The organism is Candidatus Mycoplasma mahonii, from assembly GCF_030550815.1.
GTDB classification, from domain to species: Bacteria; Bacillota_I; Bacilli_A; order Mycoplasmatales; family Metamycoplasmataceae; genus Mycoplasma_O; species Mycoplasma_O mahonii.
In genome coordinates this window covers 184554-210139 of sequence record NZ_CP114583.1, presented here as the reverse complement: position 1 = coordinate 210139, position 25586 = coordinate 184554, and the positions used below count along the sequence as shown (strand labels likewise).

General features: G+C 27.9%; 19 protein-coding genes. 7 read left to right on the top strand and 12 right to left on the bottom strand.

The genetic code is table 4. The features are described 5' to 3' along the window. Positions 1–2: 2 nt before the first annotated feature. The 7 genes from O3I44_RS00980 to O3I44_RS00950 all read right to left on the bottom strand — a co-directional run bounded on the left by O3I44_RS00980 (position 3) and on the right by O3I44_RS00950 (position 13095). A complete protein-coding gene (locus O3I44_RS00980) occupies positions 3–1556 on the bottom strand; it encodes an alpha-amylase family glycosyl hydrolase (protein WP_303717334.1) in 1554 nt (517 codons plus the stop codon). A 1244-nt stretch (positions 1557–2800) separates the two neighbouring features. Next, positions 2801–4909, bottom strand: a complete 2109-nt coding sequence (locus O3I44_RS00975; RefSeq protein ID WP_303717333.1) for a fructose PTS transporter subunit IIA — start codon at positions 4907–4909, stop codon at positions 2801–2803. After that, complete coding sequence (locus O3I44_RS00970) at positions 4909–7524, bottom strand: glycoside hydrolase family 38 N-terminal domain-containing protein (protein ID WP_303717332.1); 2616 nt, start codon at positions 7522–7524, stop codon at positions 4909–4911. The genes O3I44_RS00975 and O3I44_RS00970 overlap by 1 nt, the downstream gene beginning before the upstream one ends. After that, positions 7517–9901, bottom strand: coding sequence for a glycoside hydrolase family 38 N-terminal domain-containing protein (locus tag O3I44_RS00965; protein WP_303717331.1), 2385 nt, complete (start codon positions 9899–9901; stop codon positions 7517–7519). Before O3I44_RS00965 ends, O3I44_RS00970 begins: the two co-directional genes overlap by 8 nt. Positions 9902–10030: 129 nt before the next feature. Then, positions 10031–10873, bottom strand: a complete 843-nt coding sequence (locus O3I44_RS00960; RefSeq protein WP_303717330.1) for an ROK family protein — start codon at positions 10871–10873, stop codon at positions 10031–10033. Positions 10874–10939: 66 nt separating this feature from the next. Beyond that, positions 10940–11266: a hypothetical protein gene (locus O3I44_RS00955; protein WP_303717329.1), complete on the bottom strand. Its 327-nt coding sequence runs from the start codon at positions 11264–11266 to the stop codon at positions 10940–10942. Positions 11267–12228: 962 nt separating this feature from the next. Beyond that, a complete protein-coding gene (locus O3I44_RS00950; protein WP_303717328.1) occupies positions 12229–13095 on the bottom strand; it encodes a bifunctional 5,10-methylenetetrahydrofolate dehydrogenase/5,10-methenyltetrahydrofolate cyclohydrolase in 867 nt (288 codons plus the stop codon). Between the two features lie 487 nt (positions 13096–13582). On the opposite strand from O3I44_RS00950, the gene O3I44_RS00945 reads away from it, so the two are divergent. The 5 genes from O3I44_RS00945 (at position 13583) to nrdE (ending at position 18946) form a co-directional block, all read left to right on the top strand. Further along, positions 13583–13840 (top strand): hypothetical protein, encoded by a 258-nt coding sequence (locus tag O3I44_RS00945; protein WP_303717327.1) that lies wholly within the window; start codon positions 13583–13585, stop codon positions 13838–13840. A 127-nt stretch (positions 13841–13967) separates the two neighbouring features. Beyond that, complete coding sequence (locus O3I44_RS00940) at positions 13968–14504, top strand: hypothetical protein (RefSeq protein ID WP_303717326.1); 537 nt, start codon at positions 13968–13970, stop codon at positions 14502–14504. 792 nt (positions 14505–15296) lie between these two features. After that, complete coding sequence (gene nrdF / locus O3I44_RS00935) at positions 15297–16310, top strand: class 1b ribonucleoside-diphosphate reductase subunit beta (protein WP_303717325.1); 1014 nt, start codon at positions 15297–15299, stop codon at positions 16308–16310. A 3-nt stretch (positions 16311–16313) separates the two neighbouring features. Next, positions 16314–16799 carry a class Ib ribonucleoside-diphosphate reductase assembly flavoprotein NrdI gene (gene nrdI / locus O3I44_RS00930; protein WP_303717324.1) on the top strand — a complete coding sequence of 162 codons (486 nt, stop codon included), beginning with the start codon at positions 16314–16316 and terminating at the stop codon, positions 16797–16799. Next, complete coding sequence (gene nrdE / locus O3I44_RS00925; RefSeq protein WP_303717323.1) at positions 16793–18946, top strand: class 1b ribonucleoside-diphosphate reductase subunit alpha; 2154 nt, start codon at positions 16793–16795, stop codon at positions 18944–18946. The genes nrdI and nrdE overlap by 7 nt, the downstream gene beginning before the upstream one ends. A gap of 900 nt (positions 18947–19846) precedes the next feature. Here the strand turns inward: nrdE and rplS are convergent. Genes rplS through rpsP form a run of 3 tightly spaced genes read right to left on the bottom strand, consistent with a single transcriptional unit; the run spans position 19847 to position 21228 of the window. After that, positions 19847–20194 carry a 50S ribosomal protein L19 gene (gene rplS / locus O3I44_RS00920; protein ID WP_303717322.1) on the bottom strand — a complete coding sequence of 116 codons (348 nt, stop codon included), beginning with the start codon at positions 20192–20194 and terminating at the stop codon, positions 19847–19849. Between the two features lie 12 nt (positions 20195–20206). Continuing rightward, positions 20207–20854, bottom strand: a complete 648-nt coding sequence (gene trmD / locus O3I44_RS00915) for a tRNA (guanosine(37)-N1)-methyltransferase TrmD (protein WP_373317538.1) — start codon at positions 20852–20854, stop codon at positions 20207–20209. Beyond that, a complete protein-coding gene (rpsP, locus tag O3I44_RS03690; protein ID WP_444542273.1) occupies positions 20845–21228 on the bottom strand; it encodes a 30S ribosomal protein S16 in 384 nt (127 codons plus the stop codon). Before rpsP ends, trmD begins: the two co-directional genes overlap by 10 nt. A gap of 107 nt (positions 21229–21335) precedes the next feature. On the opposite strand from rpsP, the gene O3I44_RS00905 reads away from it, so the two are divergent. Then, positions 21336–22409 (top strand): hypothetical protein, encoded by a 1074-nt coding sequence (locus tag O3I44_RS00905; RefSeq protein ID WP_303717321.1) that lies wholly within the window; start codon positions 21336–21338, stop codon positions 22407–22409. Positions 22410–22459: 50 nt separating this feature from the next. Here O3I44_RS00905 and tsf read toward each other — a convergent pair whose 3' ends face one another. Together tsf and rpsB are read right to left on the bottom strand one after the other, a co-directional pair. Further along, positions 22460–23329 carry a translation elongation factor Ts gene (gene tsf / locus O3I44_RS00900; protein WP_303717320.1) on the bottom strand — a complete coding sequence of 290 codons (870 nt, stop codon included), beginning with the start codon at positions 23327–23329 and terminating at the stop codon, positions 22460–22462. Beyond that, a complete protein-coding gene (rpsB, locus tag O3I44_RS00895; RefSeq protein WP_373317537.1) occupies positions 23329–24453 on the bottom strand; it encodes a 30S ribosomal protein S2 in 1125 nt (374 codons plus the stop codon). Before rpsB ends, tsf begins: the two co-directional genes overlap by 1 nt. A 196-nt stretch (positions 24454–24649) precedes the next feature. Between rpsB and recU the strand changes: the two genes are divergently transcribed. Continuing rightward, entirely contained in the window at positions 24650–25141 is a 492-nt protein-coding gene (gene recU / locus O3I44_RS00890) for a Holliday junction resolvase RecU (RefSeq protein ID WP_303717319.1), read from the top strand. The last annotated feature ends 445 nt before the right edge of the window (positions 25142–25586 follow it).

Sequence of the window (25586 nt, the reverse complement as noted above, 5' to 3'; positions counted from 1 at the left end):
CATTATTTCGTATTATTTATTTCCGTTATTATATATCCATATTTAGACAATCATTGATTTTCAATTTCACCAATAATCACTTTTCCGATTTTAATGTTTATCTTCACGTTTTTATTACTCCAATTACTAATAAAAACAATTTCTTTATCTTTTGTTTTGTATTTATAGGCAAAAATACCTTCATTTTCAATTAACATAGGTATTAATTTTGCTTTTGAAAAAAATTTATTTTCACATTTTTTTCATTTTAAAAACCATTTATAAAATAATAAAACTGAATGCAAATTCTTTTCTTGATCAGCCTGAGTAATAACTGAATCATCATATTCAAATTTTAATCATGATTTTTTAAACTTTTTATACTCTCATGGAATTAATGCCCTTGCATTGTCTCTGGTTCCTGCGTTTGCTCTATATGATAAATTTAAATTAATCGGCTTATTATTAATGAATTTTTTTGTTTCTGGATCGTTATAATTTTTTATATCAAAAATCGGATTAGTCAATCCTAATTCTTGTCCTTGATAAATAAAGTTGTGTCCATTAAATCCGAAAAAGGATATCAATATTAATTTTGCTTTTGAAGCCTCATAACCATCAGCTGAAAACAATCTAGAAATAGACCTAGGAAAATCATGGTTTTCGATGAAATTTGGAATATTGCAATCTGCTTCAATTCTTTTTCTTGTTTCAAAAATTCATTTTTTCATTTCAATAAAGTTTTTTCCTTTAGGAGGAATCAAATCTCATCTGCTGTCAAATCAACCTTCAAACATATATCTTGCATTGAATGCTGTTGTAAATAAACCATTTGTTTTATTTACATATTTTTTAACATTTTCTCGAGAAGTACTTCAGCATTCCCCAACTGTGAAAAGGTCATTTTTTAATCATGTATTAAGCCCTATTTTTTTTATTATTTTATAAGCTCTATCAATGTTTATTGTTTTACCCAAATCTATTTGCTTTCCAAGCATATCTATGACATCAAATCTAAAACCCTGAACACCATGTGAAATTCAAAAATTGATAACACCAATGAATTCTTCAATTAAATCATCATTTTCCCAGTTAAGATCTGGTTGTTCAGATGCAAAGTGATGTAAATATCACTGTTTTCTGATTTTGTTATATGTCCATGCACTATTCTGAAATTGAGAATTAAATTTTTCTATTGGTTTATCCCTTCATACATAATATTTATCATATGGTGCAATTGAATTAATAGATTTTTTAAACCATTCATGTTCATTGCTTGTGTGATTCATTACTATATCCATCATAATTCCCATATCTAAATTTTTAGCTTTATTCACAAGAGTTTTAAAATCATTCATATTACCAAAAAGAGGATTAATATTTTTGTAATTAGATACATCATAACCATTATCTTTCATAGGTGAAGATGTTATTGGCGATATTCAAATCATATCAACTGATAATTTTTTTATATAATCTAACTTTTCTATAATGCCTTTTATATTTCCATGTCCTTTTCCTCGTGAACCCTTGAATGATAAGGGGTAAATTTGGTAAATTGTTTTTTTTATATCCATATTATTCTCCTATTTTCTAGTTTTTAAAATAATAATTAAGCACCGCAAGATTTTGAAAACTTACGTTAATCAAATCATCATAATTTTCTTTTTTCTTAAATTTATCTTCAAATCAATATTTTAATATTGTGTCCTTAAAAAATAACCTAAAGCTTTTATAATTTTTTCCGTGATATTTGTGTTAACTTCAGTCACGGTATGTATCTTTTGAAAACATTATTTCAAGACCAACAAGCTAGCACATCAAAGATGCAAACCCATTACATTAACATCATAATCTATGAAGGTGAAAAAGATGCTCGTTTAATAAATGCAATTCTATATTTATTTGATATGAAGCCTTTTTTGTCATACCCAATCCTTTAGTTTCTTTAGTGGATCAAGCGTTACCTCAAAGAAAGTTTGGGGAAATAATATTTTAGACATTTTTTACCTCCTTTTTTAATAATGATTTATAGCTGTCAATTTTTTTATTCAAAAATATATTTAGAATAAGTGTTTTTAATATAAATGAAACACCGACTATTCAATATATATACCCAAAATAAATATTTGAAGTGTAATATATAAGTATTAGTGTTAGTGTTAGCAGTAAAGAAATAATTCAAGAATAGCTTCCATCAATCATTATAATAATTTTAACATAATCGAACACTTTTAAGATAGAAATGGTGCGCAGAATTATTTAGTAGGAATTTTTGCTTTTAAACATTTTAGATAAATTATGCTTAATCCTCTAAATAAGTTTAATTCAAAAGTCTTTATCAAATAATGATAAATATATTTTAACATTTTAATGACTATCTTGAACTAATAAACAAGGTTGTTCAATATACTTGCAATACCCACTGAGCCCGTTTCTGCAGCAGGAATTTTATAAGATGAGTTCAGATTAATATTGCATAAGCAGAACTTTTAATTCCTCATCCAAACGTATACATAAAGGGATAATTCAAAGATGAATTTACAAACAATAACAACACATGAACATACATAGACAATTTTGTTTTTTTGTTTTCTCTAAACAAAAAAGGAAAAATGATAACTAAATAATTAATAAATATGGGAAAATAATCATTCCATAATCTTTTGCAAATTGAAGCTTGCCAATAAATAAGTTATCGACAAGTTGAACTAGCTAAAGAAGAACTCCTTGCAGGGCAATAAGGAATGCAATGATAAAAACTACCTTTTCAATTTTTTTATTTCTTCTATTTTTTTATTAATTGTCATTTTTTGCTATTCTATTTAAACACTTTTTTTGGACCAGGCAATGCAAAAGTTATTCTTGAAATTCCTGCATAAGTAACACAAGATAAAAACATAACTAAATAATATCCAATAATTCCATAAGTTATAGAGCAAATTGCAGTTATGAATCCATCTCCTTTTGGAAGAAGTGTATCCAATCATGAAATACTATTTGCGTGAGATAAATCTGCCTGTGCCCCTAAAAATAGAATCCCTATGTGCCCTCCTTTAAAAACATAAAGTCCCAACATTAATGATAATCCAGTAGCTAAAAATGTAGAAAGCAAATTGGGGATTATCACTCTAAGCCCGTATTTATTTGTTAAAAACAACGGACCCTCAGTCATTCCATTTAATCCTTTTTTGAAAGATAGGCATGCATCTTTTGCATCTATATCTTTATATTTATTTTTAAATAAAGAATAAGAAAATCCATAACCAATTGAAGCGACCGGAATACCAACTGCAATAAGAGCAGCAAACTTTAAATCATATTGAGCCAGTCCAATCAAAGAAATTAGACCGACTTTATTAATTATTCCACCTAAATCAGAAGCAATCAATATCCCAAAACATCCACCTATGATGAATTTTAATCATCAGTGATCAGAAGCATAGTCTACAATTCCGTATGTAATTTTTGAGGACACAAAAGAAAGAGGGGCTCCAAAAGTAAATACTATTCCAATTAAAATCACAATGGAAGGAATAAGAATTGTTAGGAAATGAGAATAACCTCCTATTACATAATGAGATACTCTTCCTTTGAATTTTAAATCAATAAAACATTTTATACCAAAAATAGCTTTAAATAATAATATTGATAAAAATGTTATTACTATCGCACCTATTATGTTTGAGCCATGATTCAATTCTTCTTTTGAAAATAATCCGTTTCATTCGAAAAAGATATTAACATTTTGCTGTTCACCACCAGTTATGGCATTTCATCCAGTCATAAATGTTGGCATATTCATTAGTAGCGTGGCAATGAAAACGAGCGCAAATGCCTCTTCTCTATTTGTGGCATTTTTTGCAATTTTACCAGCTATAAATGGCATTGATAAATATAATGCAAATTTAGATATCTCTTGTAATTTGAATAAAGTTTGATTCCTTCCTTCAGGATCAATGGATCAATCTGTTCCATACATAGAATTCCCAATTAAAGCAAATAATGAAAGCATTAAGCCAGTAATTGATAAATAAACTCATGGTCTTCCGAAGGAAGAATGAAAAGATTTTTTCATTAAAGAAAAGAAGGAAAATAAAAAATTTTTATGGTTATCATTAATTCCATTATATTTATAAGCATCTTTTTTGGCTCTCTTTATTAATTTGGCGCCATTTTTTATTGCATCGTTTGTACTAGTGATCAAAATATTTTTGCCTATAAATCTAGTAAGATCTAATTCTATGTCTGTTGCTATTATTATTGTGTCTGCATTGTCAATATCTTCTTTTGAAAGAGCACTTTTTTTCCCATTTGCCCCTTGTGTTTCTCATTTGGCATTCATTCCCAACTCATTAGCAGCATCTACCATTTTCTGTTTAGCCATAAATGTGTGAGCAATTCCTGCGGGACAAGCAGAAATACCTATCAATGTTTTTTTATCTGAATTGATATGTTTTTTAATTGGTTTTTCTTTTTTGGAAATATTAGATAATAAAATATCAAATTCTTTAAATATTTCTTTATTGTTACCCGTTTTTATAATCTTTCTGAAATCTTCACTCATTAATTTTGTCGCTATAGAAGAAAGAATTTCCATATGAAGGGACCCAGCTTCACTGGGTATCATTAATGCAATTAAATATTTAACTCCGTTATGATCTAATGAATCTCAATCATCAAATTTATTGGCATTCCTAATAATAAATATAGACGGATTTGCCACCTCAGCAACTCTTGCATGAGGAATAGCGAACCCATCTTCAAACCCAGTTGTTCCTTCATTTTCTCTCTTTAAGAAAGAATCTATAATTGCTTTTGAACTATTTGAAACACCTTTTTTAACAGCTTCTTCTCCAAGAAAATCAAAAAGTTCTTTTTTTATTTTAAATTTTTTATCTAAAAAAATGTGTTGTATATTGAAAATCATTAGTCCTCCCTGATCCAAACATTTATAAGTCCATAAGTGGGTACGGACACATCTTTGTTTTTAAATTCTACAACATTTCTTGAAATTTTATAGTCTAATCCTGGAATAATAATTTCTTTTCCTAAATTTAGAAATCTAGCGATAATTCTGTTATTTGGATCTTTATATAGAGCAGTAGATATAAAATTATTATTTAATATTTTTTGTGGAATGTCTAATTTCTTTCCTCTTTTTTTTGTTTTATCATAATAATCTATATTTGTGTCCCAACGAAGAATGGTTCTATCAAGGCCTCATTGTCTTGGTATATAAAATGTTTTATTAGCTAATTGTTTGGCATATTCAAACTGTTGATACTCATTAACTTTACTGAAAACAAATATAAAATCAAACTCAAGAACATCATTCTTCATTTGGCAATCTGGTGCATCTGTATGTGCTCCTGATCCTCTTCCGGGTCTATATAAAAACTTTGATCTTCCAAATACACCAAAAGCACGATATAAAGTAATGGCAAATTGATTTTTATTGTTATATTTTATTAATTCGTGTTCCTTGGTCCCTTTTGTATATATAGTAAAATTGGATTCATTATTAGTTATAAATGATTGATGTGGAGAAAGATTTGTTGGATATTCATCTCATTTGTATCCGTATTTATTTGGTTTTTTTCATGTGTCCATATACTTATTATGAATATTCCTTTTATATGTACCAAATTGTTGGTCGTGTTTTCAAGCCTCTGAATCAGAAAAAGAATCTACAATTAAAATCATTCTTCCATCGTCGATATTATTTTGGACAATTATTTTAGCATGAATATTTTTATTCACTATTGTTAATTGAATAGTTAGTTCTTGTTTTTCTGTAGCGATATTGTTTTCTCAATTATTTTTTGTTGTAGGGATGATTCCACTTGCCTTAAATTTAATGTACCCTGCCTCCTTGTTAGTTTCAATAATATCATAATTATTTAATAAATATTTTTTATCGTTATGAGTAATGGGAGAATGATCATATGTATCTCCGACAGATGGATCCATTGCTACTTTAAACATGTTTTTGCTTATTTTTCCTGAATTATTAATGATAATAGTATTATTTTTTACTTGAATATATACTCCGTTTTTAGATATTTCATCTTTTTGTGTTAAATTATATTGTTTATTTTTAAAATATTTAATTGATAATAATTTGTGCGAAAAAGCAGCTACATCTTCAACGTTAATTAACAAAGTTAAAGCATCTCTTTCGTGTGTTCCCACATTATTTCTCTTTAAAATTGAATATGTGATTTCTTTTTTATCATCAAATATTTTAAATTTATTATTTTCAAATCCAGATTTAACTGTAGTTGTAAATTGATATATACCACTATATTTTTTAGGAAGAAAATTAAATAAAATAAGTTTATTATATGCATCTTTTTTTTCTTTGATAATAGAATTAGCGTAAATTCTGGTCAACATTGCTATAGCGCCATTGGATGTTCTAATAGCATTAACAAGTCTAGATTTTAATTTTAGATTGGAGAAATCTTCATTAGTTGTTCCATATGAATCATGAGCAGATGATTTAAATAACTCTTTTCAAGAGTGTTCTATTATTTTTCATGGAACATCAATCCCATTCATAGTACATAAAATTGATAGTGGTTCAAATGTATCAATAAGGAGTGTTTCTAATTCAAAAATCAGTTGCTTTATATCCATTCTTGATGATAAAACACTTCGGTGAACTCTACCGGTTAAAGCTTGTCTTAATTCTGTTTGAATAATTGGTAGTTCAATTTTGTTTTCTTTTACATCTTTAACGATTTCCTTAATCATAGTTTCATAATCAGAAGCAATGAAGTTAAATTCTATATATTTTTTATTTAAATCTTTTAAAATATTTTTTACTTCTTTTCTAAATGGTTTTTGATCACTGCCAACTGGAATGGCTATAGGCAAGCTGTGATTTCTTTTTGCATAAGATTTTACAGATGGAGAAAATTCTCCTGGTTTTTCATAGTCACTAACAATATTCTTATCAAATGCTTCTAATGTGTAATCAAAAGCACCGCCTTTTGTTGAATAGTGGGTTTGCCAATGGCCCAATACTTCACTACCATCTAATCCTTTATATGTAAAATAAAGTGTGTCATTTGTGTCTTCTGGATCTAAACCTCTATAAAAGGAAAAATTGTCTATGCCATTCAGTCTTAAAATTTGAGGTGTTTGATTATTATGCCCAAATGTGTCTGGTAAATATCCAACTTGCATACTGTGACCAATCTTTTTTGCCATTGCATTGCCTATTTCAATGTTTCGAATTATAGATTCGCCATTGGGTAAAACATTGTCAGTTTGAGTATAAAAAGGTCCAATCAAAATTTTTCCATCTTTGACAACTCTTTTGAAACGATCTTCTCAATCGGGAGAAAATTTTAAGAAATCGTCAATAATGGAAGACTGACCATCAAACGTAAATTTATCATCATGATTTTCTAAATATTCTATAAGAAATTTCATATCATAATATAACATTGTCCTACTATCATCTGATGTAAAATACCATTCTCTATCCCAGTGTGTGTGTTGTACCATATGTACATTTAACTTTTTATTATTCATAATTCTCCTTTATATTTAATGTAAATAATTTTATTTCGTATGGTTTAAAATCATATCCATGTGCATGATTATTTATTTTAAATATCGCTTTGATATTTTTGTTTTTCATATTTGCAGCTCTGACAATTATATTTTTTCCATTTTGCCTCATTGAAGATATAAAAACATCTTTACAAAAATCAACCGTTATAATCTTTTTTTGTTTATTGATAATATTATTGATCACAAATTTTGTCATTTTATTAGCAGTAAAATTTCTTGATTGTTCTTTATATATATAAGGTTTATATTTAAACATGTTAAGAGAATTAATTGGCTCTGATTTATATAACCCCAAATGAAATGTGAGTTTTTTTTGCAACTGAGAATCAATTGAATCTTCTGATCAACTTAATCCACTTGTGGTTTTTCTTCACTCCATATTTCCTTTTGTAACTTTATCATATGTTCTAAATAATGTTAATTCCATTTTATCTTTATGATTAAAGACTTCATTAGTTCCCGATGTTAAAATGTTTATCCCGTTAAAAGATATCAGCCCATCATTCGCTCCAACATTAGCGGGATATTCTTGATATTTGTCTTCTCAATTATTCGGAATGTCTTTATACTCAAAATCTGTTAATGTAAGATTTAAAGATTTTTTTATTTTGGTATTTTTTGGAAATATCAATGATAATTTTGTATTTTTCAACTTATTATCTAAATTTATTTCAAATTCAAAATTGCCATTTATTTTTGATGCAAACACTTCAAAGAACGATTTATTTATGAAACCATATAATATATATATATCTATTTTTTTGATTGAAGTTTTTTTAAGGAAAACATTTTCTAATTTCAAGGGAATATCTTTACCAGGGCTGAAATCATAAGAATCTCCATTATCTTCAATCAGTTTTAATTTAAAATGAACATTTTTACTTATTTCGAAATAATTTTGAACTATGCTTTTAGTTGTTAATTTTATTTTACTATCATCAGACATTGCAACATTAAACACATTAAAAGAAAGTGGTTTTAAATTATTGGCTATTATGATTGTTTCTTGTTTATATAATGGTTTATTGGGATTTAATGAAATGTTTTCTGACTTTATTGTAAAAATAGAGAAATTTTTATTTGATATATTTATTGCTTTATTCACTGCAGAATAAATTATTTTTTTCTGAACTAAACTAGTTTTAAATGGAGCGGGATTAAAGATTATTATGTTTTCTTCTTTGATATTTCTTTCTTGAATTATTTTTTTTATAAGTAAATCTATTTGTGAAAAAATATTCTCATTAACTCTTTCAATTCTATTCATTTGATGGTTGTTTGTTATATCGGTATTACAACCCCCCAGAGAATCATGAGTTTGTGCGATTAACATTGGTTTCATTATGTTCTCGTTTTTAAAATTTTCAAAGTCATAGTTTCTATCAAATTGTTTGTAATATATTTCCAGGGGTTCTAATAAGTAATATAATGAATCTTCTATATTTCTAAAAGTTTTTTTAATATCATATCTAGAAGATGTAATTGTTCTGTGAATTTTTCCAGTTATCGGTTCTCTTAAGTCTCCGCATATTTTGCTATTGATCTTTTTGTCCTTAAAGTAATCATCATAACTTGATTCCAAAATAAATTCATATTTATCAGATATTTTATTCAATTCATTAACAAAGTTGTTTTGATCAATCATGAAAGGCGCTTGATCTCCTCCAAGAGGTAAAATCAAACTATTTTCACCATCCACTTTCATAGTAGATATTAATTTTTGGACTTTTCCCAAAAATATATTTGGATTTTTTTTCATTTTATTAAGTTTATTTTTGTTATATGGATAATACATTCCAAGAGCATAGTATCCTTCCCTTAATACAAATGATTTTAACTTTGAGTTATTTGGACCTTCTCAAATAAAATGGTCACTTTTATCCAATTGATCTTGACATAATCCTCTTCAAAAAACAAAATTAGTAATTCCGGACAAATTGAATATTTGTGGTATATTTTCTCCGAATCCAAATGTATCAGGTAAATAAGCCGTTTTTACTTGTTTTATCCCAAAAGAATCAGCCACGTTTTTTCCTATTTCAAAATTTCTAAAAATAGTTTCTGCTTGTGAATTAAAAACATCTGGTTGAGAATATAAAGGTCCAGACGTTATTGATTTTTTCCTTAACAATTTTTTTATAATATTTTTTTTATTGGGGTTTCATTTAATATAGTCATCCAACAAAGATCACTGCCCATCAATTAGTCATTTTTGATTTTTATGATGCTTCAAATCATTAAGGGCATTATTTAACAATACATTGGATGAATCAAATGTAAAATACCATTCTCTATCTCAATGTGTGTGAGGAACTAAGTGAATTTTGAATTTCATAAAATCTCCTAAATATTATTTACTTTTGAATTATAAATATAAAAAGATAAAAATACATATTATGGAAAAAATTCCTATTAATTCAAAATACGTCTAACCAATTTAATAAAAATCAAAAATTTAATCTTGTTATAAATTTTTAAATAAAGTTTCTGCTCCCAAGATTCCCGTATTTTTAATTTTAGATATTTTTATATGAGGTATATATTCATAACCGTAGTCTGAACAAATATTTTTTATGAATTTTTTTAAAATAGGTTCTAAATCTTTATGATTAGATACTCCTCCAGCCAAAAATATTACTTCTGGATCAAAATCGTATCATTTTGTAATAGTTAATTTAGCAATGTCCTCGAATCATTTTTCTACTTCTTTTTTGATTAATTCGTTATTGCTGTTTAATGCACTTTTTGCACTTTTTGCAATGATAGCATGGTTTTTGGAATTGATTCTTGACATAAGGGCATTTGCTGAAGATATTAGGGAAACATTTTTTCTTTCTGCATTATTTTGTGTTAGTCCATAACCAAATTCTCCTGCGAATCCATTTGTTCCATTATAAATATCTCCATTAATAAAAACACCTCCTCCAATACCGGTTCCAATCGTTATCATTAGCGCATTTTTATATTTTTTATTTTCATCTAAAGATAAAACACCAAGTAAAGCTGCGTTTGCATCATTAACAGCTTTTATAACAACATCTCCGGATAAAGACCTTAAACTATCGTATAAATTAAAATCACCCCAATTTTTTATTCCTGAAAGTCCTTTTAAATAACCTGTTTTTGAATTTACAACACATGGAGATGAAATGCCAACGTGAGTTGCTTTTTGTCTTTTTATCAAAGAAGACATTTTTTTTAATATAAAATCTTTATCTTTATTAATAGTAGAAAAAGAACCTTCATAATTTCCACATTTAAATTGAACACCATTTCCGCCGATATCAAATGCAATAATTTTTTTCATAATAAAATTATAATAGATTTTATAGAAATTATTCATGATGTAAAATAATCACTATTTTTCAAAAAATTATTTATTTTTCTTATGTATTTTATATATATCATTTAATAAACATATAATAAAACTGATCATTCTAGCGGCAACAAAAATATACCTTTCAAAAGTGTCAACTTGATAATTTATTTTGTCTATTCGTGATAAAGAAAAATATTCAATTTTTTCATGTGGGTGGATTTCATGGGAGGCAGTCAAAACAATAATTTTCCTAATGTTTTTACATTTCTTGAGATCTTGTAAAATCTTATCACCAAGATGCGATGCTCCATTCATTGCTATCAAAATAACTGTATCATTAATAGAAATTCTTTTGACTTGATCTTGTATGGTTCTTCCCAAGAGTCGTGATAATATTCATTATCAATATCAATATTATTAAATCTTTCACTCATCAACTTCCCTATGGATTTTGTTCTTCTTGAATTGAAAATAAATAATTTTCCTTTTTAAACTGCACGCTAATTTTAATGATGGCTCTTTATATCATACCATGTCATTATTTTCATGTCTCATAACTTTATTTTCTTGATCATATAACTCATAAAAAAATGTTGAAAAGAGGGAAATCCTAAAGATTGAGACAATCTTGTAACAGGGGACTTTGAGCATTTAAAAATAGCAGAAAAATCTTCTAAATTTTTTATATGCATATTAGGTTGCTTGATAATTTTTTCACAAATATATTTCTCTTGTTTTGTTCTGGTTTTGATTTTTTCAGTAAATCTATATTTTATGATTGTTGTAATTGAATTATATATATTTTAAGAATTTACGAAATAAATTATTTGTTTAAAGATTTTCCTTTCTTACTTGATAATAAAATTTAAAAATATGATTCTAACTATTAGGTATTGTAATTTGGCTCCAAATGTTATCTTATTCTTGTATTTACTCCCAAAGGCTCTTGACTAAATCCTAATGTCATAATCTAGCCACAATGTATAATTGATCTTAATAATGAATGATTATGCTTTGCTCTAAATTTTACTTTATTTGGTTTTTATTTTTAAATATAGTTAAAGCAAGATCAAATCAAGATCTATAAATATTATTGTTTTTAATAAAGGGCCACCGATTATATATAAAAGAATAAACGCTATCCGTATCTGAAATATCTCTTACAACAAGCTTGTGGATATTATGAAAATAAAAGTCTAGATCTTGAATAGCTTGTCTATACTTTCTTATAAAATTTCTGTTATGCTCATTGATATTAGTAATTTTCTATTTTAAACATAGAAAAAATAGTGTAATTAATATATATAAATTAATAATAAATATTTTGATCAATATCTTCTTATTTATTTTCTCTTAATACTCTTTTCAGCTAATTCAACAACATTAATGATCAGCATTGTGACAGTCATGGGTCCAACACCACCGGGCACCGGGGTTATATATGAAGCTTTATCCATAAAGTCTTTATATAAAACATCTCCTCGAAGTCTTCCTTCGGATGTTTTTGTGATTCCAACATCAATGATAATAACATCTTGCTTCACCATATCTGGAGTAATAATGTCTTGTTGACCTGTAGCTAAAATAATAATATCCGCAACTTGAATTTCAGCATGAAAATCTATTTTTGTTGTTCTAGAATGTAAAAGTGATAATGTGGCATTTTCATTAGCCATTAAATAAGCAATTGGTCTTCCAACAATGTTTGACCTTCCAACAACAACAACATGTTTTCCCTCTAAATCAATTTTATATTCTTTAAAAAATTCCATGATTCCATTAGGAGTACATGATTTAGGAGCATAAGTATTAACTCTTGTCATGTGCACACCTTGATTGAATGGGTGAATACCATCAGCATCTTTTCAAACATCAACTAAAGCATTAATATTTTTATCGGTGAGTTGCTTTGGAAGAGGAAATTGAATTATAATGCCATGAATTAAAGGATTTTCATTTAGTTTAGCAACTTCGTCCTTGAGCTTCTTATAACTTATAGAATCTTCTAAATTTATTTTTGTGAAATTAATGCCCATATTCTTGCAGGCATTTTCCTTATGTTTAATGTAAATAGAAGAGGCCATATCATTACCCACTTGCACAACGGCAAGATGAGGAGTAATACCTTTATTTTTTAAATTACTAACTCTTTTGACTATTTCTGAGTATTTTTTCTCTCTTAACTTTTTACCATCTAATAATATTGCCATTAGTACCTCCTTTTAACATTATATAAATAAAAGTTAAAATAAAATTTTAATAAAAACCATATTACTATGGTAAATTGTTTTGCTTTTGTTCAATTTCAACACCAGTTTGTTTAATTAAATTTGAATAATCTAAATCTCTCATATTTTTATCTTTTTTTGATTAAGACAAACATAATTAAGAAACTGTTTCTAATGTTTCTTTTAAAGTAAAAAATGGTGAGATACATGGTTTATTGAGGCCAAACGATGCCGAAAAACTACAACAATTAAAAATATTATTGATGCTTACACTACAAGAACAAAAAAATCAAAGATTTTAGTATGTGGTTATGATTGTAATACAATAGAAGCCAAAAAAAGAATTTCTTATATTCAGGCACCATTGATACTATTTCTAAAAGAATGAAAACTACGAAAACATACAGTCTAAAAATATATGTTAATTCAAAAAATGAAGCTAAAGTGATTAGTGGTATAAAAAATGAAAATGGAAAAGGAAGTCCAATACATTAAGGCTATTGATAAAACAAAAAAATCTATTTATAGCTTAGTAGCTGAGTTAGCAAGTAAAAAAGTGATATGGATAAAATTGAGTTTTATAAAATATCAATTCAGGACATCTATGAAAAGGAATTTCAATAATGATTTTTATAAATATACACTAAATAAAATGGTGAAATTTATTTCAACATATGTTACTGGTTTTTTTGCATCATTATGTGGGCATTTGTGTTTGATGCCATAAAAACAGTTTTACCTTTATATGTATATGGTTTTATTGCTTTCCTAACTTTCGCTATCTTCCTAATATTTATTTCATATAAGACTAGTCAAATATTCAGGGATGAAATTGAAGATAAAATCTATTAATATTGCAATCAAAGCCTGTGCTTAAGAAAAAAATGATTACAGAAGGAACATTAGCACTATTTACCATGATAGTAATTGTATCGATAATCGAAATTCTTGTTCCCTTATCAATAATCTATTTTATTGATGGTAAATATAACATTACAGCGCCAATAGTAACAATATTAATTGAAATATTAATAAGATTAATTGTAGGTGCCATTGCATTAAATCTTAGTATTTCCCTTAAAGATAAAGCTTTTATTGATATTATGTTTTGTTTATTTAGCACAGGATCTTATATGTTGTTTGGTTTGAGTGCATTTTTAAAAGTAATCAGTGAATCTAAAATAGTGCAAGTGTTAAATATTGATAAATCATCTAAGCTAAATATAGATAAAGGAATTGCTAGCAAATCTAATATGGGAACTGATAATGATGTTAATTCGCTGTATGATAAAATGGCTGATGCTAATTCAGTACAAGTTTATGATGTTATTAAATGGATTGATCCATCTTCACATTGGGGTAGAATGTTTTGGAGCATCATATTCAAGTAGCCAAAAAAATATTGATAGTATACAAAGATTTATTCAAGAAATGAGTCAAGTGTTGTCTTTAATAATGTTATACGTGATAAAGAAAGCGAAAAAGTAATTTCATTTGCAGTTGAAATAAAATCTAAACAAAGTATTCCCTTATGGTATCCATATGTAGTGTGGTTAGTCATAGAAGTTGTACTTATTTCATTAACATTTAGAATTATTTACAAAAAAAACATCGCATAAAGATCCAAAATTTTTAAATATGTGGAATTTTTTATGTTGTTATGTACATATAACATCATATTTGACTACGGGGATATTTATATATATATAATGATTTTGCAACAAATGAATATCAAATATATATGAAGGAATTATGTAAAACTCATAAACTGTCCTAGCAACCTTAAATTTGGGTTTATCATATATCAATTAATTATTACGGATGATTTGAATTATGTATTTTTACTATAATGCAACTCATCTTCCATGAGTTGCATTTTCTAAAAGAATAAAGAGTATGAAATGTTAATAACATATGTATTGGTTGATTTTAAATATGAACTATGATGACAATATCATTTACAAAAAGATAACAGTTAATGATATTAGTAATGTTATGAACAATATTATGATTTTAAAATTTAAAACTCAAAATATTAAGGAACAAATTATATTTAAAAGAAGCAGTATAAAGTTATTTTTGAGAATATTATCAATGCAAGAAATACACTTTAGTTTTTTTTTTCATATTGAGACCAAACAGCATCACAATTATTATCGAAAAAAATAAGAAAGGATTAAGTAATGAAAGATAAATATTATAAAATGTCGGTATCGCCCATTGAATATTGTTTAAATAATTATAAGGGAAAGTTGCGATCCATTAACTGAAATATAATCAACGACGAAAAAGACTTAGAAGTTTGGAACAGAATCACACAAAACTTTTGGCTTCCAGAAAAAATTCCAGTTTCTAATGATCTAGTTTCCTGAAGAAAATTAGATTCTAAATGACAGAATCTTGTGACAAAGACCTTCACTGGGTTGACTTTATTAGACACAATTCAAGCTACTGTAGGAGATGTTCAACAAATTCCTTCTGCCTTAACCGATCACGAACAAGTTATTTATGCTAATTTTGCTTTTATGGTGGGAGTCCATGCTCGTTCATATGGATCAATTTTTTCTACTTTGTGCTCATCTGCACAAATTCAAAAGGCTCAAGAATGAGTTGTTGATTGTGAAAGCTTACAAGCAAGAGCACGTATTTTATTGCCATATTACACAGGCAATGATCCCTTGAAATCAAAAGTAGCAGCAGCATTAATGCCAGGTTTTTTACTATATGGAGGCTTTTATTTGCCGTTTTATTTATCAGCAAGAGGCCATATGTCAAACACAAGTGACATCATTCGTTTAATTCTAAGAGACAAAGTTATTCACAATTATTATAGTGGCTATAAATATCAGAAAAAAATTGCAAAACTTTCAATTGAAAAACAAATAGAAATGAAAGATTTTGTTTTTAATCTTTTGTATAAATTAATTGATCTTGAAAAAAAATTTCTAACGGAATTGTATGACGGATTTGATATCGCTGATGATGCAATCAGATTTTCCGTTTATAATGGTGGTAAGTTTTTACAAAATTTAGGTTATGAATCACCATTTAGCGAAGAAGAAACGAAAATTTCTCCGGAAGTGTTTGCACAATTATCGTCAAAAACTGCTGAAAATCATGATTTTTTTTCTGGAAATGGATCTTCATATGTTATGGGTGTTTCTGAAGAAACTGAAGATGAAGATTGAGATTTTTAAATAATGTTAAATGTAAAAAGCACAAGAAACAACATCATTAATGACATACTTTTAGTTTATTTCTCTTCTGCTACAGGAAACACACACCGCTTTATTGAAAAATTGGGATTTTCAAGTGTGAGACTGCCTGTTAGTTTACATGACACAGTTACCGTTAATAAAGACTATGTCATTATTGTACCCACATATAGCGGAGGAGGAGATATTGTCAAAGGAGCTATTCCTAAACAAGTAGTTACATTTTTGAATAATAAAAATAATCGTAGCTATTGTCAAGGCGTTATAGCGACTGGCAACACTAATTTCGGAGAAACATATGGTTTGGCGGGATCAATTTTATCTAAAAAATTGAATATACCATTTTTATATAAATTGGAATTATCTGGTGTCAATAAAAATGTCACTGATGTGCAAAAACTTTTGATTAAATTTTGAAAAATTAATAAACAACAAAAAAACGATTTGATAAGAAAAGGGGAAAAATGTTAAAAAATGAAGAAAAAAAATGACAAGAAAAATATGTATCATTAAATGCTTCTAGTAAAATGAAGATAAATGGTGAGAACAACTTTGGTGCGGATATTTTGGCTGCTCAATTATACGTAGGAAAACACGTAAAAAAGAACACTAAAAAATTTAAAAACTTTAAAGACAGGTTAAATTTCTTATTGGATAATGATTATTATGATGCAAAGCTAATAGGAATGTATTCATATAAACATATTGAAGACTTAACTAATTATGCCTATACCTTTAAACATTCATTCCCTTCATTCATGGGAGCTTTGAAATTTTTTGATAGTTATTGTTTAAAAACTTTTGACAATAAAAAATATTTAGAAAGTTATGAACATAGAGTGGTTATGAATGCTTTGTTCTTAGCAAATGGCGATTTTAATGATGCTCATAGTTTTATTAAACAAATAATAACAGGCAGATTCCAACCGGCAACTCCAACATTTTTAAATGCAGGGAAAAAACAAAGAGGTGAATATTCTTCTTGTTATTTATTGCGTATTGAAGATAATATGGAATCAATTGGAAAAAGCATTATTTCTTCCCTTCAACTTTCAAAAAGGGGTGGCGGGGTCGCTTTATGTCTAACCAATATTAGAGAATTTGGATCCCCAATTAAAAAAATCAGTGGAGCATCCACTGGCCTTGTTCCTGTGATGAAGTTATTGGAAGATTGCTTTTCATATGCTAATCAACTAGGACAAAGGCAAGGAGCGGGCGCTGTTTATTTGCACGCACATCATCCAGAAATTATACAATTTTTAGATACAAAAAGAGAAAATGCAGATGAAAAAATAAGAATTAAATCACTTTCTTTAGGAATAATTATTCCTGATATAACATTTGAGTTAGCCAAAAATGATGAAAAGATGGCTTTATTTTCTCCACATGATGTCTACAAGGTTTACAAAAAACCTATGTCCGATATTTCTATTACTAAGGAATATGATAATATGATTAATAACGATAAAATCAAAAAAACATACATTAGTGCTCGCAAACTTTTCCAAAGTATTGCTGAATTACATTTTGAATCTGGTTATCCATACTTAATGTTTGATGATACTGTTAATGAACTTAACTCTAACTCAGGTCGAATTGTCATGTCCAATTTATGTTCAGAAATTCTTCAAGTAAGTACTGAAAGTCAATATAATGCTGATTCGTCATATAAAAAAACAGGAGAAGACATTGTTTGTAATTTAGCATCATTAAACATTGCAAAAGTTATGGAATCTGGGATTGAATTTGGACAAGTAGTTAATGATTCCATTAAAGCATTAGATCGTGTATCCAGAGTTTCAAATTTTTCATTCGCTCCTTCAATTGAAAAAGGAAATACTTCCAATCATGCCATTGGTCTTGGTGCGATGAATTTACATGGCTTTCTTGCTACTAATCATATTTATTATAATTCCGAGGAAGCAATTGATTTTACTAATATTTTCTTTTATACAATGGCTTATCATGCTTTTAAAGCATCATTGGATCTGGCACACAAATATGGTTCCTTTGATAATTTTGAAAACAGTAAATTGGCTGATGGTAGTTATTTTGAAAAATATACAACATGTGAGGATAATTTTTGAACACCTAAAACTGCAATCATCAAAGAAAAATTTGAACAATATAACATAGCAATTCCTACAAAACATGACTGAATAGAATTGACAAAAAAAATTAAGAAAGATGGAATTGCAAATGCTTATTTAATGGCAATAGCTCCCACTGGTTCTATTAGTTATTTATCATCATGTTCTCCATCTTTACAACCAGTTGTTTCTTCTGTAGAGATTAGGAAAGAAGCGCGTTTAGGGAGAGTATATGTCCCTGCATATAAAATTAATAATCAAAATGAAATTTATTATAATGACGGGGCATATGAAATAAAACCAAATCAGGTTATTGATATTGTTGCTGCTGCTCAACAACACATAGATCAAGGAATATCATTAACGTTATTTGTTACTGATTCTACAACAACAAGGGACTTAAATAAAGCTTACATTAGGGCATTTAAAAAGAAATGCAAAACCATTTATTATGTAAGAGTAAGGCAAGAATCATTAGAAGGTAGTGAAAATATTTTGGAAAGTGAATGTCAAGCATGTGTTATTTAATAAAACTTAATTTTTTGTTGTTTTGGCACAAATTATTTGAAATGAAGCAATAACTTAAATATATATTTGTTGTAAGAAGCATATGATAAATAAATTATGAATTTTAGTAAAATAATAAGTATACAAAGAGGCCTTGATAAATCTATCATTTCTGCTCACAAAATAAACAAATCATAAATAATGGATGAAAAGATATTGACATGTTTAGCTAAGTATATATAATGCGCAGATTAATATTTTCATTTAAATATCAGAAAATAAATAAAATTACTAACAAAAGTAACCCAATTGAAGAATTAATTGCATAAAAAATGCAATAATTTTTTTTATAACCGTTTTATTCAGCATGAAAATGAATAATTAGCTAATATATATAATAATTTTGCAACATCAGAGATGTATGAAGGAATTATGCGAAACTCATAAACTGTCATAGCAACCATAAAATGATGTCTATCCTATATCAATTAATTACTATGAATAATCTGGATTATGCATTTTACCATAATACAACTTGTCTTCAGTTAGTTGCGTTTTTAAAGAAAAGGAGTTTTTATAAAGAAAAAATGATTGAATTTATGTTTTGCATCCGTGATGGCAATTGTACTTGTATCATGTGGACAAAAAGAAGTAAAAACAATCACAAAAAATAGGTTGCTGCTCTGCAAGATAAACTGAATGCTGAACAAGCAAGAGTTAATGGTCTTAAATCAACAGAGATAGTTACCATAACAACAGACCCAATTGTTTCAACCGCAACAGAAGCTACGGTCCTTGGAATTGATCTTAGTCCGAATAAGGACTTTACATATACTTATATTGGAACAAACTCTAATGTTACAATTGTCGTAGTTTTTTTAATATAGTATATATACATATATATTTAAAAGTAATACATTGTTATCTTTTAATTTCTTTAAGTCTTGCTGATTTACCTTTTCTGTCTCTCATATAAAATAATCTAGCTTTTCTTACTTTATTAGACCTGATCACTTCAATTCCAGAAATTAGTGGTGAATTAACTAAAAATGTTCTTTCGACCCCAATCCCATAGGAAATTTTTCTTACAACAAGCGAAGATCCTGTTCCTTGACCTTTTTTAGTAATTACAAGGCCTTCAAATGTTTGGATTCTTTCTTTGTTCCCTTCTTTAATCCGGACATTAACCTTCACGTTATCACCAACCCTAAATTCAGGCACTTGTTTTATTTGTTTTTTATCAAGTGCTTCAATTAATTTATTTCTCATTTTGTTCTCCTTCTAATAATTCAGGCTTCACCTGCTTTGTTTTTTTAATTTGTTGTTTTTTTTTCATTCATCAATTAACTTGTGATTTCCGTTTAGCAATACATCAGGAACACTCATCCCCTTATATTCTCTTGGCTTTGTATATTGTGGGTAATCCAATAACCCATTTTCAAATGAATCATTTTGATGAGACAATTCTTTAATGACTCCGGGAATAAGTCTCACAATTGAGTCTGCTATTACCATTGACGGAAGTTCCCCTCCGGTTAAGACATAATCTCCAATAGATATTTCTTCATCGATTAATGATCTAACTCTCTCATCAAAACCCTCATAGTGTCCAGCAACAAATGTTATTTCCTCTAATTTGGACAATTCTTTCGCCTTTGCTTGAGTAAATGTTTTTCCTTGGGGTGATAATAATATAACTTTACCGTTTGTTGCTTGTATAGCCCTATCTATGGGCTCTACCATCAACAACATTCCGTGACCGCCCCCATAAACAATATCGTCAACTTTATTATGCTTATTTTTGGTAAATGCTCTAAAATCAATTACATTGATATCAACCAATTTCTTTTCGATAGCTCTTTTTGTGATAGACTCCTTCTTAAATGGCTCATAGAATCTTGGAAATAATGTTATAAAGTTTATTTTCATAATTGCTCTTTTGTTTTTATTTCTTCAATTTTAACTTCTGCAGGTGGAGTTTCAACTTTAGTAACTTCAATTTTAGCGTCAATAGGTTTTGCTTTTTTAACTTTTTTGTCAAAAACAACAATATCACTTTTCCCGTTCTTAGACATTTTGTCATATTTTTTAAATATATTTTGAACAGTTTCAGTTGCAATCGCACCTTCTTTTTCTCATTTAACTCTTAATTCTGAATTAATGAACGTTTCTTTAGTGTGCGGATTATGATAACCTATTTCTTCAATAAATCTACCATCTCTTGGCGCTCTTGCGTCAGCCGCAATAATTCTGTAGAAAGCATTGAATTTGCTTCCTATTCTTTTTAATCTAATCTTAACCATATTGGCCTCCTATTTCCTTATTATCATAACATATTTTGGTATATGTCAAGCATTTTTGCTTTACACTTATATATATCGCTAATGAGAAAATATGATAAACTATTGTTATGGGTATTAATACAATGAAAAAAGAATTACTCCAGACAAGTGAATCAATTCTTAGAAGAAGGAATAAAATTAACAAAGTAACTATTGGTGTTTTTGTATTTATAGTTACAATAACAATTTTAGCTAAATTAATTTATGGGATTATGCTAGATTTGGGATTGGGTGTTGATCACCTTACAAATAAAGCAAACCCTAATCTTTTACATCAATCATTTTGATTGGATAAAGAAATCATTAGAATAGCAACACTAACAAAAAATGGCAAACTCGTTAACGAAGTTCTTTATATAATGGTTAGTCATCACCCTAATTTTTTGTGAACATTCACACAGTTCACCTGAATAACAACAATTATTATTCTTTTATTCTTAGTATTCAGATTTTTTAAATATGAAGAAAGATTACCAAAATGATTAAGTTGAATTATGACGCAGAGAACATTGTCGCTTTTGGCTATGTATGAGATTATTGTGGGGGTAATCTTTTGATCAACTATGTTTAGTAATAAAGAGAATTTTTTTATTCCAAAATTATATATATTTGAATTTTTGATTACTATTTTCGCTCATACAGTAATACCAGTAATATTTGTGCTTTATTGAATTATACACTTGTTAAGAGACAAGGATGCTTCTCTATTAAAAGAAGGGTTCGTTCTCAAGGGAATGATTTTTCCTGTCATCTACATGTTTTACTATATGTTAATATCTCAAATTTGAATGGACCCATATGACTTAGTTTATTTACATAGTAACATGGGTGGCAACATTTGAAAACTATTATTGGGACTTTTTCTGATTTGAGTGTTGCTTGGTCTTATGACATTACTACATAATATTATCCTTCTAAAATTTAATAAAATGTATGATCCAGAATATGACTACGAAGTTATTAAATGACGTAATCATAAAATCGAAAAAATAAAAAGAGGCGTTAGAATAAAATTCATCAATAATAGAAACATTGAAAGAGAACTCCAAAAAATACAAGTAAATAAAGAAATGAAAAATAAAAAAATAGTTGAAAAGAAAAAAAGAATCCAACTTAAATTTATGAAAAAAAACAAAAAATAATAATTCTTGATCCTTAGATATATTAAAAAAATAATATTACAACTTAATAATTATTTAGATTTCATTTGCCCAACTACTTCAGCTGCAAAATCTACTTCTTTAACTTCAACACCTTCACCTACTTCAAATCTAATCATTTTAGTTGCTTTAGCCCCTTTAGAAGTTAAGTATTTTGAAACAGATATTTTTTCCATAACAAACTCTTGATCAACTAGCGTAATTTCTGATAGTTGTTTTCTTAACATTCCTTCAGCGATTTTTCCCTGGATATGTTCAGGTTTAGTTTTGATTGAATCATCATTGCTGATTTCATTTTTCATTAAATCCAATTTATCAGATGGAACTTGACTTTCATCTAGATAAAGAGGATTCATTGATGCCACATGCATTGCTACATTACGGATTGATGCAGAGTCTCCGCCTTCAGCAAGAACAATTGCTGCAACTTGGTTATTAGTATGCACATATGCGCCAATAACGCTTGAATCTTTAGCAATAGTTTTAGCTCTTCTAAGGATAATTTTTTCGCCTATTGTAGCTGTTACATCATCTGTCAACTCTTTAATGGTTTTACCATTAACTTTGGCTTGATTTGCTTCATCAATATTGGTAAAAATATTTTCCAATAAGCATTTTCCAATTTTCTGAACTAAATCTTTAAATAAATCAGTTTGTGCAACAAAATCTGTTTGAGAATTAATTTCATAAATTACAATTGATTTATCATTTTCAGCGATATTAACAACACCTTCTGCAGCTATATTTCCTGCTTTTTTGGCTGCTTTAGCAACACCATGCTCTTGTAGTCATACAACCGCTTTACCCAAATCATTATTTGATGCTTCAAGAGCATTCTTAACATCTATAAATCCGGATCCAGTTCTATCTCTTAACTCTTTAATTAACTTTATATCAGCCATTATTCGTTCTCCTCAAGCGCTTTCACAAGGTCACCTTTTAATCCTTTGCCTTCTACTACAATATTTTTTTCTTTGATAAGTTTTTTTAGTTCATCCACTTTTAAAGATGCAAAATTAGTTTTTGTGTGATTTTCACTAGTAACTTCAGCTATATCTGCTTTTGTTTCAACTTTAGTAACTTCGTTATTAACCTCAGCATGTTTATTAACCTCCATTGGTTTTTGAGGAATGGTTTTTGATTCATCTTTTTTAAATGATTCTCTTGTTTTGAACTGAGATTTTCTCTTCTCTAATACTTGTTGTCTTTTTTCTTTTTTAATTTTTCATTCGGGCTTCAGTTCTTCAGGAAGAATAATTTTTGAATCATCCTGATAGGCAAATAATTGTTCACCGTTTTTAGCTTTAGCAATACCATCAGCTAAAATTGTGACAATTAAAGTAACAGATTTAATTGAATCATCATTAGCCGGAATCGCAATATCAACAATTGAAGGATCGACATTAGTATCAACAATACCAATAACTTTAATTCCTAACCTTCTTGCCTCTTTAATAGCAATTAAATCACCAATTGGATCAGCAACAATCATGACATTTGGCAAGAATCTCATGTTTCTAATACCATTTAAGTTTTTTTGCAGTTTGGCAAGTTCTTTAGCAAACATTACACCTTCTTTTTTGGTGTAACCTTCATAATTATTCTCTTCCATTTTTTCAAGTGTCACCATTCTTCTTACTCTGTTATAAATAGTTTTATTGTTAGTTAATGTTCCACCTAATCATCTTTCTGATGCATAGTGCGAATTAGTTCTTAGAGCGTTTTCCCTAATTGTTGCTTTAGCTTGTTTTTTAGTGCCAACAAAAATAAAGTTAGCTTTATTTTCTGCATACTTCACAACCATTTTATAAGCAAATTCTAGCGTTTTTTTAGTTTTATGAATATCGATAATATGAACACCTTTTTTAGATGTTAATATGTAAGGTTTCATTTTAGGGTTTCACTGAGATTTGTTGGTCCCAAAATAAACACCTGCTTCTAATAGCTTGTCTTTTGAGGCAATATTCTTTACTTCATTTGTTACTCTGGGTTTGTTAAAATCATCTTTTTGTTGGATATTTTCCATTTTGTTTCTCCGTTTCTTTCTTCTCCAAAGTTCGAACATCAAGACTCCGCATTGGAGCAACACTTGTATGAATTCCTAAGGATGTAGTTTGTGCTATCCCAATGAGGGAATTATTGCTTTTTAAGTATATCACAATAAAATTGAAAAAAATATCAAACATGTCTTGTTTTGTTACATATAGATATAGGAGGTAAAAATGAAGAATAGAGGAATGATGCTTGAGTCATTAATAAATAAAACAATTATTATGTATAAAAGAGAATCGATTTGCATATTCCATAAAAAACATATTCCAATCAAATTTAGCGGGATAGAAAAGCATCATAATAAATTAAAGGTGAAGAACGGATTTGTTTCGTCTAAATCAACAGCAGATTACTATGGTATCTACCAAAGTGTTTTTGTTGCATTTGAGGCAAAAAGCACCATTAACGATAATTTACCATTATCCAACATTAAATCTCACCAAAGTGATTATATTAAAACAATTCTTGAACACGGAGGATGTGCTTTCTACATTGTTGGTTACACGCTTTACAATGAATACTTTATTGTTGAACAAAAGTTGATTGATTCATTGGAAAGAAAATCACTAACAATCGAAAAAGCTAGAAGTACATGTTATGAACTGAAACTTGAATATCCTGGCATATTAGATTTTGTTGGATATATTACAAAAATAATATAAAAAAATAACAATAAATCTAGGGGAGATATTTCTGCACTTTAGGATGCATATGCACTGACATCGGTTGTTACTTTTCATTGTAGTCTACTTTGCATTATATCATTGTATGTAATGATCAATAATTACTTTAATTTCATTGAATGAATATTTGTATGTTGGAAGATGATTTAAGCATTATAATTTAAAATTACCAAAGAAATATTCAAATTATTGGTTATCTAATGAGTTTTTAACTCAACATATCAATATTTTATATTTTTTTGCTCAGGATTCTTGCATCATTTGAATTGTATTGAGAACCATGATCTGAATGTGCAATCATATTCTCTCTTGTTTTTAAAGTCATTAAAGTATTGTAAATTAATTTGGTATCGTTATTAAAGCTAATTTTATAGGACTCAATAAGTTTAGTTTTATGGCTAATGGCGACAGAAATGTAAACAAA